General features: G+C 72.2%; 7 protein-coding genes and 2 pseudogenes. 5 read left to right on the top strand and 4 right to left on the bottom strand.

The window, feature by feature from the left end:
* Positions 1 to 137: 137 nt before the first annotated feature.
* Together NEH16_RS28310 and NEH16_RS28305 are read left to right on the top strand one after the other, a co-directional pair.
* Positions 138 to 611: an Lrp/AsnC family transcriptional regulator gene (locus NEH16_RS28310; RefSeq protein ID WP_018106209.1), complete on the top strand. Its 474-nt coding sequence runs from the start codon at positions 138 to 140 to the stop codon at positions 609 to 611.
* A 204-nt stretch (positions 612 to 815) separates the two neighbouring features.
* On the top strand, positions 816 to 1,883 hold the full coding sequence (locus NEH16_RS28305; RefSeq protein WP_265547418.1) for a serine/threonine-protein kinase: 1,068 nt from the start codon (positions 816 to 818) through the stop codon (positions 1,881 to 1,883).
* Here NEH16_RS28305 and NEH16_RS28300 read toward each other — a convergent pair whose 3' ends face one another.
* Together NEH16_RS28300 and NEH16_RS28295 are read right to left on the bottom strand one after the other, a co-directional pair.
* Positions 1,884 to 2,876: an aldo/keto reductase gene (locus NEH16_RS28300; protein WP_073968833.1), complete on the bottom strand. Its 993-nt coding sequence runs from the start codon at positions 2,874 to 2,876 to the stop codon at positions 1,884 to 1,886. It abuts the gene before it with no gap.
* Entirely contained in the window at positions 2,873 to 3,793 is a 921-nt protein-coding gene (locus NEH16_RS28295; RefSeq protein ID WP_265545761.1) for an aldo/keto reductase, read from the bottom strand. The genes NEH16_RS28300 and NEH16_RS28295 overlap by 4 nt, the downstream gene beginning before the upstream one ends.
* A gap of 346 nt (positions 3,794 to 4,139) precedes the next feature.
* On the opposite strand from NEH16_RS28295, the gene NEH16_RS28290 reads away from it, so the two are divergent.
* The gene (locus NEH16_RS28290; RefSeq protein WP_265547417.1) at positions 4,140 to 7,622 is read left to right on the top strand and encodes a M28 family peptidase; all 3,483 of its coding nucleotides are present in this window, start codon (positions 4,140 to 4,142) and stop codon (positions 7,620 to 7,622) included.
* A gap of 65 nt (positions 7,623 to 7,687) precedes the next feature.
* On the opposite strand, the gene NEH16_RS28285 is transcribed toward NEH16_RS28290, so the two are convergent.
* Positions 7,688 to 9,121, bottom strand: coding sequence for a helix-turn-helix domain-containing protein (locus NEH16_RS28285; protein WP_265547416.1), 1,434 nt, complete (start codon positions 9,119 to 9,121; stop codon positions 7,688 to 7,690).
* A 536-nt stretch (positions 9,122 to 9,657) separates the two neighbouring features.
* Between NEH16_RS28285 and NEH16_RS28280 the strand changes: the two are divergent.
* A pseudogene (locus NEH16_RS28280) lies at positions 9,658 to 11,777 on the top strand (discoidin domain-containing protein).
* Between the two features lie 90 nt (positions 11,778 to 11,867).
* On the opposite strand, the gene NEH16_RS28275 reads toward NEH16_RS28280, so the two are convergent.
* The gene (locus NEH16_RS28275) at positions 11,868 to 14,468 is read right to left on the bottom strand and encodes a SpoIIE family protein phosphatase (RefSeq protein ID WP_265547415.1); all 2,601 of its coding nucleotides are present in this window, start codon (positions 14,466 to 14,468) and stop codon (positions 11,868 to 11,870) included.
* A 343-nt stretch (positions 14,469 to 14,811) separates the two neighbouring features.
* On the opposite strand from NEH16_RS28275, the pseudogene NEH16_RS28270 reads away from it, so the two are divergent.
* A pseudogene (locus tag NEH16_RS28270) lies at positions 14,812 to 15,296 on the top strand (potassium channel family protein).
* The last annotated feature ends 88 nt before the right edge of the window (positions 15,297 to 15,384 follow it).

Below are 15,384 nucleotides of genomic sequence, written 5' to 3'. Positions count from 1 at the left end.
TCCGGCCGGTGCCCCGCGCCACCCGCCCGTGCGCGGGGCACTTCCGGCCGGACCGGTGACACACGGCCCGCCGTGAACGGACGCCGTTGATACAGTCGCTGGCCCCCGGAGGACGCACCGAAAGAGGCCGGCGAAGCATGGCGGTGGACGCGCTCGACACCCGTATCCTGCGGCTGCTCATCGAGCAGCCGCAGACGAGCGTGCGCGAGTACGCACGCATCCTGTCCATCGCCCGGGGCACCCTCCAGGCGCGCATCGACCGGCTGGAGCGGGACGGTGTGATCACCGGGAGCGGCCCCTTCCTCTCCCCCGCCGCGCTCGGCCACCCGGTCCTCGCCTTCGTGCACCTGGAAGTGACCCAGGGCCATCTGGACGAGGTCGGAGACGCGCTCGCCGCCGTGCCCGAGATCATCGAGGCGTTCTCGACCACGGGCGGCGGCGATCTGCTGACCCGGGTGGTCGCCCGGGACAACGGCCACCTGGAGGACGTCATCCAGCGGCTCATCCGGCTGCCCGGCGTGGTCAGGACCCGGACCGAGGTCGCGCTGCGCGAACGCGTGCCGCACCGGCTGCTTCCCCTGGTCGAATCGCTGGGCGGCACCGCCCGTTGAGGAGGGCCGGTCGTACGGGGTCCGCGCGCCGGATATCCTGATCTTGCCGCGCTCCCCCCACCCCGCTCTCGCCCCGGCGAGGCCGTCGCCGCGGCAGTCGAAGCGGTCCTCGGCCAGGCCCTGGGCCCGAGCCATCGAGATTGGTGTGCACAGGTGCTGGTTGCTGGTCGGTACCGGCTGATATCCGCCATCGGCCGGGGCGGGATGGGTGAGGTCTGGCGGGCCACCGACGAAGTCCTCGGCAGGGCCGTCGCCGTGAAGCTGCTCCTCGGGGAGCACGCCGACGAGTCGGCCACCGCGCGGTTCCGTCTGGAGGCGCAGACCGCCGCCCGCCTGAGCCACCCTCACCTGGTGGCCGTCTTCGACTTCGGGGCCTGGGAGAACCGGCTCTTCCTCGTGATGGAGCTGGTCGAGGGCCGCAGCCTGGCGGATCTGCTGCTGGCCCAGGAACGGCTCGGCCCCGAACAGGCCGCCCGCATCGCCGGACAGGCCGCCGCCGGACTGGCCGCCGCGCACCGGCAGGGCATCGTCCACCGCGACATCAAGCCCGGAAACCTCATGCTGGACGGCGAAGGCACCGTCAAGATCGGGGACTTCGGCATCGCGCAGTTCGTGGACGACCCGTCCGCCGCGCTGACGACGACGGGCCACATCGTCGGTACGAGCCTCTACCTCGCCCCGGAGCGGGCGCTCGGCCGCACCGCCGACGCCGCCTCCGACATGTACTCGCTCGGCTGCGTGGTCTACCAACTGCTGCTCGGTGAACCGCCGTTCCGTTCGGACACCGCGACGGCCACCCTGTACCAGCATGTGGACACACCTCCGGTGCCGCTGCGGCAGCGCGGCGTGGACGTCCCCGCCGCCTTCGACACGTATCTGCTCGGTCTGCTCGCCAAGCAGCCGGAGGACCGGCCCACCGCCCAGCAGGTCGCCGACTGGTTCCACGGCGACGCCTGGCGGGGCCGCCCGGAACCGCTGCCCCCGCACCACCCGGCGCCCGCCCCCGCGCCCTTCCCCGCCGTGCCCGCCCCGCTGCCCGGGGCGGATCCCGGTGCGCCGACGACGTACCGACTCCCGCAGGCACCGGCAGGGCCCGCGCCGGCCCCCGCACAGGGACACGGGCGCCGTGCGGCCGCCAGGCCCGGGAAGGCCCGGCGCCGGACCGCCGGTGAGGCGATCCGGCGCCGGCCCCGGGTGGCGAGTGCCATCGCGGGGGCGATCGCCTTTCTGGTGGCCGTGTTCCTGGGGATGAGCCTGTTCTCCGGGCGGTGACTACCAGCGGCCGTGGACCGTCGCGCGGAACCGCCGGTCGTAGAGGTCGCGCACCGCGTCCAGCGTGCTCTCCGGGAGCGGGTCGAGTCCGGCGGCGGCCGCGTTGGCCCGCGCCTGCTCCGTCGAACGCGCGCCGGGGATGACGCTGGTGACGCCCGGCTGCTGGATGATCCAGCGCAGCGCCGTCTGCGCCGGGGTCGCGCCCTCGGGGGCGAGGGCGGCGAACTCGGCGGCGGCGGCCACACCGGTGCCGTAGTCGACACCGGAGAAGGTCTCGCCCTGGTCGAACTGCTCGCCGTGCCGGTTGAACGTGCGGTGGTCCTCGGGCGCGAAGACGGTGTCCGCGGTGTACTTGCCCGAGAGCAGACCGGAGGCCAGCGGCACCCGGGCGACGATGCCCACCCCGGCCGCGCGCGCCGCCGGCAGGACCTCGTCCAGCGGCTTGAGGCGGAACGGGTTCAGGATGATCTGGACGCTCGCGACGCCCGGCCGGGCGATGGCCGCCAGCGCCTCGGCGCACGTCTCGACGCTGACCGCGTAGGCCGCGATCCGCTGCTCGTCGACGAGGGTGTCCAGCGCGTCGTACACCTCGTCGGAGGAGTAGACGGCGGTGGGCGGGCAGTGCAGCTGGACGAGGTCGAGGGTGTCGACGCCCAGATTGGCGCGGGAACGGTCGTTCCAGGCGCGGAAGTTGTCCAGGGTGTAGTTCTCCGGCACCTGGTCGACGCGGCGGCCCATCTTCGTCGCGACGAACACCCCGGCGTCGGGCCGCTCCTTCAGATAGCGGCCGATGAGCTGTTCGCTGCGGCCGTCCCCGTAGACGTCCGCCGTGTCGAAGAAGGTCACCCCGGATTCGACGGCCGCGTCGAGCACCCCGAGGGCGTCCTCCTCGCGGACCTCGCCCCAGTCCCCGCCGAGTTGCCAGGTGCCCTGTCCGATGACCGATACGTTACGTCCGGTCCTGCCCAGTTCGCGCTGTTCCATGGGGATCATGCTACGTCCGCCCCGGTGGCCCGGCCGAGCGCGGTGAGGCGGGCCGTCTCCTCATCGGTCAGCCGCAGGGCGCCCGCCGCCACATTGGCCTCCAGGTGGGCCGGGTTGCCGGTGCCCGGGATGGCCAGGACGTGCGGGCCCTGCCGGAGGGTCCACGCCAGCCGGATCTGGGCGGGCGACGCGTCGTGGGCGCGGGCCACGTCGAGCACCTCCTCGTGCTCCGGGACGGCCCCGGACTCGCGGCCGGCGCCCGCGATGGCGAAGAAGGGGACGAAGGCGATGCCCAGTTCACCGCACAGGCGCAGGACCTCCTGGGAGTCGGCGCGCCGCTCGCCGATGCCGTAGCGGTTCTGGACGCAGACGACGGGGGCGATGGCCCGGGCCTCGGTGATCTGCTCCGGCCAGACGTTGGAGAGGCCCAGGTGGCGGATGAGCCCTTCCTCGCGCAGTTCGGCCAGGGCGCCGAAGAGGTCGGAGACCGGACGGTTGCCGTTCATCCGGAGGTTGACGACGTCGAGGTGGTCGCGGCCGAGCTGACGGATGTTCTCCTGCACCTGGCCGCGCAGCTGCTCGGGGCGGGCCCAGTCGAGCCAGTCGCCCGAGGGGCCGCGGCCCGGGCCCACCTTGGTGGTGATGACCAGGTCGTCCGGGTAGGGGCCGAGCGCCCGGTTGATCAGCTCGTTGGCGGAGCGCAGGGGCGAGAAGTAGAAGGCGGCCGTGTCGATGTGGTTCACGCCCAGCTCGACGGCGCGGCGCAGCACCGCGACGGCACGGTCACGGTCGTGCGGGGTGCGGTCGTCGCTGAACGCCCGGCCGTTCTGGGTCAGCCGCATGGCGCCGAAGCCCATCCGGTTGACGGTCAGATCACCGAGCCGCCAGGTGCCGGCTGCCGCTGCGCTGAGGGAGTGCGAGGTCAAGGCGTGTGCCTTCCTTGTGGGTTCGAGCGAGGAGAAGGGTCCGCGTGAAACGGGTCTGCGTGAAGGAGGGCCAGAAGTGCTTGTGCGCTTGCCGATTCAGTGATATGCTCGCTTCGACAGTTGCGTGTAGATCGCCGTTCTGGTGAGAGTGCAGAATAACTTCCGCCTCCCCGCCTGTCCATCCCCTTTCTTTCGCGTGCGCTTCCGTGGCGCGTCCGCCCGACTTGACGAGACTTGCCAACTCCCCTGCGGGCGCTCGCAGTTCGTTGACGGGGTCATGACCACATGTGAGTGTTCGGTCGCTCGTTCACGGACACCACGAGGAGCCTCGATGAAACGCAGACCGATGACGGCCGGGACGACCCTGGCCGTCCTCGCCGGGATGCTGGTCGCCGTCAGCGGCCCGTCCGCCTCGGCGGACCCCGCACCGCCGCCCGCCCCCAAGGCGCTCACCACCGCCGTCTCGGCCGCCGACAAGGCCGCGGCCAGCGGGCTCGACACCCTGGCCAAGGGGCCGGAGGAGCGCTACGAGCGCCGGATGGTCACCCCGTGGATCAACGGCCTCTACTCCGTCGCGTACGAGCGCACCTACCGCGGCCTGCCCGTGGTCGGCGGGGACGCGGTCGTGGTGGCCGACTCCAAGGGCCGGGTGCGCGGTTCTCAGTCGGCGGTGTCGCGGCGCATCAACGTGCCCACCACCGCGACCGTCTCCGCGAAGGCCGCCGAGGCCGCCTCCCGCAAGCGACTGCGCACGGTGGACGAGGTCGAGAGCCACCGGCTGGTCGTACGGGCCACCGGCAAGCGCTCCCGGCTCGCCTGGGAGACCGTGCTCACCGGCCGGACCGCGAAGGCGCCGAGCCGGCTGCACGTCTTCGTGGACGCGGGCACCGGCGCCGTCATCGACAGCTACGACGACGTCCGGGCCGGCACCGGCAACAGCCAGTGGAACGGCCCCAACCCGCTCACCATCAACACCACGTCGTCGGGTAGCAGTTACTCGCTCCGCGACCCGAACCGCCCCGGCCTCAGCTGTGCCGACTACAGCACCGGCGGTGTGTTCACCAAGTCCACCGACTCCTGGGGCACCGGCAACGCGTCCAGCAAGGAGACCGGCTGCGTCGACGTCATGTGGGCGGCCCAGCACGAGTGGGACATGCTGCGCGACTGGCTCGGGCGCAACGGCCACGACGGCAACGGGCGTAGCTGGCCGGTCAAGGTCGGCCTCAACGACGTCAACGCGTACTGGGACGGCTCCACCGTCTCCATCGGCCACAACCAGGCCAACCAGTGGATCGGCGCGATGGACGTCGTGGGCCACGAGTTCGGCCACGGCATCGACCAGTACACCCCGGGCGGCGCCAACAACGAGTCCGGGCTCGGCGAGGCCACCGGTGACATCATGGGCGCGCTGACCGAGGCGTACACCAACGAGCTGGCCCCGTACGACGACCCGGACTACACCGTAGGCGAGAAGATCAACCTCGTCGGCAACGGGCCGATCCGGATCATGTACAACCCCGGCCAGATCGGCGACCCGAACTGCTACAGCTCCTCCATACCCAGCACCGAGGAGCACGCGGCGGCCGGGCCCCTCAACCACTGGTTCTATCTGCTCGCCGAGGGCTCCAGCCCCGGTGGCGGCAAGCCCTCCAGCCCCACCTGCAACAACTCCTCGGTGACCGGCGTGGGCATCCAGAGCGCCGGCAAGGTGTTCTACGGCGGCATGCTCCTGAAGACCAGCGGCATGACGTACAAGCGCTACCGCACGACCACCCTCACCGCGGCCAAGAACCTCGACGCCACCTGCACGCTGTACAACCGCACGAAGGCGGCGTGGGACGCGGTCAGCGTGCCCGCCCAGAGCGGCGACCCGACCTGCTCGCCGAGCGGCAACAACGACTTCTCGCTGTCCCTGGACCCGGCCTCCGGCTCGGTGAAGCCCGGCAGCTCGGTGACGTCCACCGTCCGTACGACGATCTCGTCCGGCGGCGCCCAGACGGTGAACCTCTCCGCGAGCGGCCTGCCCGCCGGCGTGAACGTCTCCTTCAGCCCGTCCTCGGTGCAGTCCGGCGCCACGTCCACGATGAACGTGTCGACCACCTCGGCCGCCGCCCCCGGCGCGTACACCTTCACCGTGAAGGGCGCGGGCACCCAGGAGCACACCGCCCAGTACACGCTGACCGTCAACGACGGCGGCGGCAACCCCGGCGGCACCGCGCCCGACATCAGCGTCGCCAATGTGCAGGCCCACCTCACCCAGTTCAACACCCTCGCCTCGCAGAACGGCGGCAACCGGCGGGCCGGCAGCAGCGGGTACAACGCCTCGCTCGCCTATGTGAAGGGCAAGCTCCAGGCGGCCGGTTACACCGTCACCGAGCAGACCTGCGCCACCTGCACCTACACCGGCAAGAACCTCATCGCGGACTGGCCGGGCGGGCCCTCCGGCAGCACCGTGATGTTCGGCGCCCACCTGGACAGCGTCTCCGCCGGGCCCGGTATCAACGACAACGGCTCCGGCTCGGCGACCCTGCTGGAGAACGCGCTCGCCCTGGCCCAGCAGAACCCCACCATGACCAAGCACGTCCGGTTCGCCTGGTGGAACGGCGAGGAGCAGGGGCTCCAGGGCTCCAAGTACTACGTCAGCCAGCTGAGTTCGGCGCAGCGCAGCGCCATCACCGCGTACTACAACTTCGACATGGTCGCCTCGGTCAACGGCGGCTACTTCATCAACAACCTCAACTCGGCCGCCTCGGCGCCGATGAAGGAGTACTGGACCTCGCTCGGGCTCGCCCCGGAGGAGAACGTGGAGGGCCAGGGCCGCTCCGACGACTACTCCTTCCAGCAGGGCGGGATCGCCACCTCCGGCTACGCCACCGGTGCCAGTGACACCAAGACCTCGGCGCAGGCGGCCAAGTGGGGCGGCACGGCAGGCCGTTCGTACGACCCGTGCTACCACCAGTCCTGCGACACCACCTCCAACATCAACGCCACCGCCCTCGACCGCAGCGCCGACGGGGTCGCGTACACGCTGTGGAAGACGGCGGTCGGCTCCACCGCGCCGGCCGACGACTTCTCCGTCTCGGTGAACCCGGTCTCGGGCAGCGTCCAGCCCGGCTCCTCGGTCACCGCGACCGTGTCCACGGCCACCACCGGCGGCTCCGCGCAGAGCGTGCGGCTGACGGCGTCCGGTGCGCCGAGCGGTGTCACCGTCTCCTTCTCGCCCGCCTCCGTGCAGTCGGGCTCGTCGGCCACCATGACGGTCTCCGCGAGCGCCCAGGCCGCGGCGGGTACGTACACGCTCACCGTGACCGGCACCGGCACGGCCACCCACACCACCACGTACTCGCTGGTGGTCGGTGGCGGCGGCAGCTGCCAGCCCCGGCAGGTGGTGGCCAACGGCGGCTTCGAGAACGGGACTTCGCCCTGGACCCAGACCGACGGTGTCATCAACAACCGGACCTCCGAGAAGCCCGCGCACAGCGGCTCGTACCAGGCGTGGTTCGGCGGCTGGGGCAGCACCCACAGCGACACCGCCACCCAGTCGCTGACCGTTCCGGCCGGCTGCTCGACGTACCGGCTGTCGTTCTACCTGCGCACCGACACCGCCGAGACGCCCGACGGGAACGCGTACGACACGTTCACCGTGAAGCTGGGGTCCCGGACGCTGGCCACGTACTCGAATCTCGACGCCACCAACGGCTATGTGCTGAAGACCTTCGACGTCGCGTCGGCGGCCGGGCAGACCGTGACGCTGGGCTTCACCAGTAAGGAGGACGCCTACTTGCAGACCAGCTTCGTCGTGGACGATGTCGCCCTCGACGTGAGCTGATCCACCGGCGCGTACACGGGGGCGGGGCGTGGTCCACACGTCCCGCCCCCTGCCGTCGTCCGTGCTCAGTGGACGACGGCGGCCAGTCTGCGGACGAAGTCCTCGGTCTCCGCGCGCCCGTCGGCGCGGCCGGTCAGCCGTCCGTGGAGTCCGCGCAGCTCCTGGCCGAGCAGGGTCGCCGGGTGCACCTCGGTGCTGTCCAGGACCGGTCCCGCCACCGCCGAGGCGGCTGCGGGTTCGCCCGCGCAGACGTAGGCGTCCGCCGCGCGGGCCAGGAACAGTCTGCGGGCCGAGTGCAGGCCCGGCGGCAGCAGCCGGATCGCGCTGCCGACCGCGTCCAGGGCCCGCAGCGCGTACCGGCGCTCCCCCGTCGCGGCGGCGAGGTCGCGCAGGGCGCCCGCCGCACCCGACTCCACCCGCAGGCGCACGGAGGCGACGGAGAGCCAGGGCGCCTCCGCCTCGTCCCCCTCATCGGCCAGGTCCATCTGCGACCAGGCCCGGGCGATGTGGTGCAGGGTGCGGCCCGCGTCACCGCGCACCGCGTGGCCGCGCGCCTGGTACAGATCGCTCATGGCCCCCGCCCAGGGCCGGCCCGCCGCGGCCGCGTGGATGGCTTCGCCGTACGCGAGGGCCGAGGGCCCGTCGCCCTCGAGCCGGGCGAGGGTGCTCATGTCGCTGAGCGCCGCGACCCGCACGCCGACATGGCCGGACACGGCCGCCCACACCAGGGACCGGTCCAGCCAGGCCATCGCCGTCCCGTTGCGGCCCCACAGCAGCCTGAGGCACCCCGCCGACTGCGCGTACTCGGCTGCCAGGGGCGCGAGTTGGCGTTGGTACGGGGCGGCCGGGAGCGCCATCCAGCGGAGCATCGCGTGCAGGGTGCGCTCGACCACGGCGGTGGCCCCGGGCCAGGCGCGCTCCTCGTCGGCACGCAGGCAGACGGCGAGCAGCGCGGTCAGGGCGTGCACCGTTTCGGTGTCCAGGGCGGGGTGGCCGGCGGCGTCGGGCCCCAGGGCGCAGAACCGCGCGTGCAGGGCGACGACGTCCGGGAGCGCGGGGACCACGCAGCCGTCGCGCCCGTGCAGCGGGCAGACGAGGCCGTACGCGGGCAGCCGCCCGGGCAGGACGGTCCCCGGCGGGAGCATCGCCGACAGCTCGGCGCCCGCGGGTTCGCCGGGGAGCGGGCCCTGCCGGACCGGATCGGGCAGCGGCCCGGGGGCGACCGGCAGCACCTCGGCCCGCTCCCGCTCCTCGGCCTCCTCGCAGGCGGCGACGAGGTCGCCCTCGGCGCTCAGCAGCTGGTCCAGGCGGCGGGCCAGCCGAAGCGGGGTGCGGCGGCTGCCGTGTTCGAGTTTGCTGATGGCGGTGTGGTCGTAGCCGACCCGGGCGCCCACCTGGGCCTGGGTGAGACCGGCCCGCCTGCGCCGGAGACGGAGCCGGGCGCCGAACGCCCGCCATGCCTCGGCACTCCGGGCGTCCGCCGGCGCGGGGCCCGTCATCTCGGTCACCCCGGGCCTCGTCGTGCCTGGTCAGCGGTGCTTCTCGCGCCACGCTCACGGCTCATGCCCCGGAGGATAGCGAGGGGCCGGGCCCGCTGTCCCCGGGGCGGGAACAACATGTCCGGTAACTGGCGTGGGCGTGGGCGGCGGAGGGGTCCGCGCGTGCGCCGGGCGCGCGTGACGATTGCGGTGGCAACGATCAGCGCAGCCTCACCCACTCCCCGTACGCGCTCCGTCATCACCTGAACCGACGCCTCGTCAGTTCCCTTGCGGTGGGCGCTGTCAAGATGGCCGCAACACGGACACTCGTGAGCTTTCCGTCGTCAACTGTTGTCCGCAAGGCCACCCGAACAAGCAGTCACTGCACACCTATTGACGTGTCGTGAGCCGGGGGTGAAGTATCCCCCTCGCCGGAGAGAGCGCTCTCCGGCTTCGTGTCGTGCACCCGTTCCGCGACTCAGGAGACAAGCCCCCATGTATGGACCCCCTCGCTCCGCAGACCCGCATCTTCGACCGGAAGAAGACGGACCGGCGTACTGGCCGCCGTCGCCGGTCTCGTCGTCTCGCTCCTCGCCTTCGTGCCCTCCACCTCGGCCAGCGCGGCCCCCACCCTGCTCTCGCAGGGCAAGACGGTGACCACGTCCAGCCAGGAGAGCGCCGGCACCCCCGCCACCGCCGCCGTCGACGGCGACAACGGCACCCGCTGGTCGAGCGCGTTCTCCGACCCGCAGTGGATCAAGGTCGACCTCGGCGCCTCCGCCTCGGTCAGCCAGATCGCGCTGCGGTGGGAGGCCGCCTACGCCAAGAGCTACAAGATCGAGTTCTCCACGGACAACAACACCTGGAGCACCGCCTACTCGACCACCACGGGCCCCGGCGGCAACGAGACGCTGAACGTCTCGGGCACCGCCCGCTACGTGCGGCTGACCGGTACCGCCCGCGCCACCGGATACGGCTACTCGCTCTGGGAGTTCCAGGTGTTCGGCACCACCGGCGGAGACGGTGGCCCGCAGCTCCCGGGCGGCGGTGACCTCGGCCCGAACGTCCTGGTCTTCGACCCGTCGACGCCGGGCATCCAGGCCAAGGTGGACGAGATCTTCCACCAGCAGGAGTCGGCACAGTTCGGCAACGGCCGCTACGCGCTGCTCTTCAAGCCGGGCACGTACAACAACATCAACGCGCAGATCGGTTTCTACACCTCGATCGCCGGTCTCGGTCTCAAGCCCGACGACACCACGTTCAACGGTGACGTCACCGTGGACGCGGGCTGGTTCAACGGCAACGCCACCCAGAACTTCTGGCGTTCGGCCGAGAACCTGGCGCTGAACCCGGTCAACGGCACCGACCGCTGGGCCGTGTCCCAGGCCGCGCCGTTCCGCCGGATGCACGTCAAGGGCGGCCTCAACCTCGCCCCGAACGGGTACGGCTGGGCGAGCGGCGGGTACATCGCCGACAGCAAGATCGACGGGCAGGTCGGCCCGTACTCGCAGCAGCAGTGGTACACCCGTGACAGCTCCATCGGCAGCTGGGGCAACGGCGTCTGGAACATGACGTTCTCCGGCGTCGAGGGCGCGCCCGCGCAGAGCTTCCCCAACCCCCCGTACACCACCCTCCAGAACACCCCGGTCTCCCGCGAGAAGCCGTTCCTCTACCTGGACGGCAACAACTACAAGGTGTTCGTCCCCGCCAAGCGCACCAACGCGCGCGGCGTCTCCTGGAACGGCACGCCGCAGGGCGAGTCGATCCCGCTGAGCCAGTTCTACGTCGTCAAGCCGGGGGCCACCGCCGCCACCATCAACGCGGCCGTCCAGCAGGGCCTGCACCTGCTGTTCACGCCCGGCATCTACCACGTCAACCAGACGATCAACATCGACCGCGCCAACACCGTCGTGCTGGGCCTCGGCCTCGCCACGATCATCCCGGACAACGGGGTCACCGCCCTCAAGGTCGGTGACGTGGACGGCGTGAAGCTGGCCGGGCTCCTGGTCGACGCCGGTCCGCAGAACTCCCAGGTCCTCGTGCAGGTCGGCCCCGACAACGCCTCCGCGAGCCACGCGGCCAACCCGACCAGCGTCCAGGACGTGTTCGTCCGGGTCGGCGGCGCGGGCGCCGGCAAGGCGACCACGGGCATGGTGATCAACAGCAACGACACGATCATCGACCACACCTGGCTGTGGCGCGCCGACCACGGCGAGGGCATCGGCTGGGAGACCAACCGCTCCGACTACGGCCTCCAGGTCAACGGCGACAACGTCCTGGCCACCGGGCTCTTCGTCGAGCACTTCAACAAGTACGACGTCCGCTGGTCCGGCGAGAACGGCAAGACGATCTTCTTCCAGAACGAGAAGGCATACGACGCCCCCAACCAGGCGGCCGTGCAGAACGGCAACATCAAGGGCTACGCCGCCTACAAGGTGGACGACTCGGTCAACACCCACGAGGGCTGGGGCTGGGGAGCTACTGCTACTTCAACGTCGACCCGAGCATCCGCCAGGACCACGGCTTCGAGGCCCCGGTCAAGGCGGGCGTGAAGTTCCACGACCTGCTCGTCGTCTCGCTCGGCGGCCAGGGCCAGTACAACCACGTCATCAACGACACGGGTTCGCCGACCTCCGGGACCTCGACCGTGCCGTCAAACGTGGTGTCCTACCCCTGACGGGGGCGCACAGGACATGAGGCACCCGAGGTGAAGCGGCGCGGGGCCCGGCAGTCCGCCGGGCCCCGCGTCCGTCGTCCGGCACGTCGTCTACAGCAGACCGGCCGGCGGAGGGCCGCCGACGGTCTGCTCGGACCAGATGACCTTGCCCCGGTCGGTGTACCTGGCGCCCCAGCGCTCCGCGAACTGGGCGACGAGGAAGAGGCCCCGGCCGCCCTCGTCCGTCGTGGTGGCGTAGCGCAGATGCGGGGAGGTGCTGCTGCAGTCCGACACCTCGCAGGTCAGGGCCCTGTCGTACAGCAGCCGGACCGTGATGGGCTCGGAGCCGTAGCGGATGGCGTTGGTGACCAGCTCGCTCAGGATGAGTTCGGTGACGAAGCCCTCCTCGTCCAGGCCCCGGTCGGAGAGCCAGCGCATGGCCTGCTTACGGATTCCGGCGACCGCGGCGGGGTCCGGGGGCACGTCCCACTCGACGCGCCGGGACGGATCCAGGGTGCGGGTCCGGGCGACCAGCAGGGCGACGTCGTCGCCGGGGCGGCTGGGCAGCATGGCCTCCAGCACGTCGTCGCAGGTCTCCTCGGGGGTGCGGTCGCGGTCGGCGAGTGAGCGGCGCAGCAGCTCCATGCCGTCGTCGATGTCCCGGTCCCGGCGCTCCACCAGGCCGTCCGTGTACAGGACGAGGCGGCTGCCCTCGGGGACGTCCAGCTCGGTCATCTCGAAGGGCATGCCGCCGATCCCGAGGGGCAGTCCGGCCGGGATCTCCGGGAAGCTGACCGTGCCGTCGGGCAGCACCAGCGCGGGTCCGGGGTGGCCGGCCCTGGCGACCGTGCAGCGGCCGGACACGGCGTCGTAGATCGCGTACAGGCAGGTGGCACCGGTGATCGCGGCGCCGCCCGACTCCTCGTCCTGGTCCATCCTGACCACCAGTTCGTCCAGGTGGCCGAGGAGTTCGTCGGGCGCCAGGTCGAGCGTGGAGAAGTTGAGGACCGTCGTGCGCAGCCGGCCCATGGTGGCCGCCGCGTGCAGCCCGTGCCCGACGACGTCGCCGACGACGAGGGCGACCCGGGCGCCGGAGAGCGGGATCACGTCGAACCAGTCGCCGCCCACGCCCGCCTGCGCCGGCAGATAGCGGTAGGCGACGTCAAGGGCGTTCTGCTCGGGCAGGCCGCGCGGCAGGAGGCTGCGCTGGAGCGTGACGGCCATCTCGTGCTCGCGGGTGTAGCGGCGGGCGTTGTCGACGCTGACCGCGGCCCGGGCCACCAGTTCCTCGGCGAAGGAGAGGTCGTCCAGGTCGAAGGGGTCCTCGTGGTGCCCGCGCCAGAAGTTGGCGACGCCGAGGATGACGCCCCGGGCGCGCAGCGGGACGGAGAGGAGTGAGTGGTAGCCGTATCGCAGGACACGGTCGGCCTGTTCCGGATCAGTGTCGCGCCACGGCCGGGAGGCGGCCAGGTCGGAGACGATCCAGGTGTGCCCGACGCCGGTGCCCAGGCCCTCGGCGGTGGTCGGCCGGTAGCCGATGACGTGGCCGGGCGGGAGGAGCGGGTGGTCATCGGCGGCGCTGCGGACGGCGGTGCGGCGGAGCTCCAGGGTGTCGCCGGTGGGCGGTGTCGGCTCCCCGCCGCGCAGGACGGCGTCGGCGAGGTCGACCGTCACGCCGTCGGCGAATCCGGGGACGGCGACGTCCGCGAGTTCCTGGGCGGTGGTGGTGACGTCGAGGGTGGTCCCGATCAGGGCGCCCGCTCGGTAGAGGAGCGTCAGCCGCTCGCGTACGGTCTCCGCGCGGCCGGTGAGGGCCCGCAGTTCGGTGGTGTCGCGGAGGGTGGCGACCATGCCGGGCTGGCCGCCGCGCTCCTCGGTGGGGCGGAGGTTGACGGCGAGCAGCCGGTCCCCGGCGGGCCGCAGCTCGTCCGTGGCGACCTGCCCGGAGGCCAGCAGCTCCGCGGTGCCGGACGCGAGCCCGATGTCGGTGACCGCGCGGCCCTCGGCGTCGGGCGGGAGGTCGAGCAGCCGCCGGGCCTCGTCGTTGGCGAGCAGCAGCCGGTGGTCGGCGCCGATGATGAGGACGCCCTCGCGCACGGCGTGCAGGACGGCGTCGTGGTGTTCGTACATCCGAGTCATCTCGGCCGGGCCGAGGCCGCGCGTCTGGCGGCTGAGCCGGCGGCTGACCAGGGCGGCGCCGACCGTGGTGAGGGCGAGGGCGGTGACCCCGGCACCGATGGTGAGCGGGACGCTCGGATACGCCAGCCTGTTCACGGCCTCGACCTTGATGCCCACGGCGACCAGACCGGCCACTGATCCGTCCCGGCGTTCGACGGGCACCGCGGAGGCGACCGATCTGCCCCGGCTGGCCTCGACGGTGCGGGTGACGGCGTCTCCTTCGAGCGCTTCCTTGTAGGGGCCCGGGATCTTCTTGCCGATGAGCGCAATGTCCCGGTGCGTGTACCGGATGCCGTTGTCGCCGGCCACCACGACGTATTCGACGCCGGTGCTCTGCCGGATCTCCTCGGCGCGCGGCTGGAGGACGGCGGTGGGGTCCTTGCTGTCGAGCGCCGCCGCCACGCCCGGGGCGTGGGCGAAGGTCTCCGCGACGCTCAGCGCCTGGGCGCGCGCCGCGCTCATGCTGTCGCGCCGGCCCTGTACGACGAGGGCGACGACGGCGGCGGCGTCGAGCAGGACGACGATGCCGAGCATGAGGACGAAGAACTGTCCGGCGACGGTGCGGACGCCGAACAGGGAGCGCAGGCCGCGGCCCGGGGCGCCGCGCCGACCCGGCGGCTCGGCGGGCGCGGGCGCGTCGCCCCCCGGGCGGCCGCCCTCGTGTCGCTGCGGACGCCGGGCGGAGCGGTGGAATTTCGCCCGGAACCGACCTGTGCCACCCACATATCCAGGTTTAACACGGATTGTCGCAGGGCGATCGGCGTGCGGCACGGGTCCGCCTTCCCCGGCGGGCCGGGCCGGGCGCGATCGGGTGACGCGCGGGCGGCGGGCGCGTGCCCGGGCGCCGGGACCGCCACCGGCGCCCGATGATCCGGAAATGGTGCCTGTATTCCTGACCAAGGCGGTCGAGCTGCTGCTCGGCCGGGAGAACCGCTCGCTGCATCTGAAGGCGGCGGGCTGGGCGACGGTGCTGCTCGCCGTGACCATGCTGGCCGGATCGTGGCTGGTGGTCCTGGCCGAGCGGCACGCGCCGGACGCCACGATCACCTCGTATCCGCGGGGCTGTGGTGGTCGGTGGAGACCGCGACGACCGTCGGTTACGGGGATCTCTTCCCGGTGACGCTGTGGGGGCGGGTCGTGGCCGCCGTCGTGATGGGTGTCGGCATCACGACGTACGGGATGGTCACGGCCGCGCTGGCGACCTGGTTCGTCGGGCACGAGCAGCGGCGCCGTCACCGGCTGGCCGCCGAGGCCGAGCACGCCGCGCGCCGGATGCGGGACGACACGGAGCGGCTGCTGCACGAGCGCTTCGACCGCATCGAGCGGCTGCTCGCCGACGCGGGCCGCAGGCCCCCGGACTGAGCGGCGGGCGCTCCGGGTGTGAACGGCCCGGGGCCGGGCACCCCTTTTTCGATCACCCGCCCCGGGGCCCGGGAAACCGGCAGGATGT

It is taken from the genome of Streptomyces drozdowiczii, assembly GCF_026167665.1.
Lineage (GTDB): Bacteria > Actinomycetota > Actinomycetes > Streptomycetales > Streptomycetaceae > Streptomyces > Streptomyces drozdowiczii_A.
This window is presented reverse-complemented; position numbering and strand designations above follow the sequence as displayed.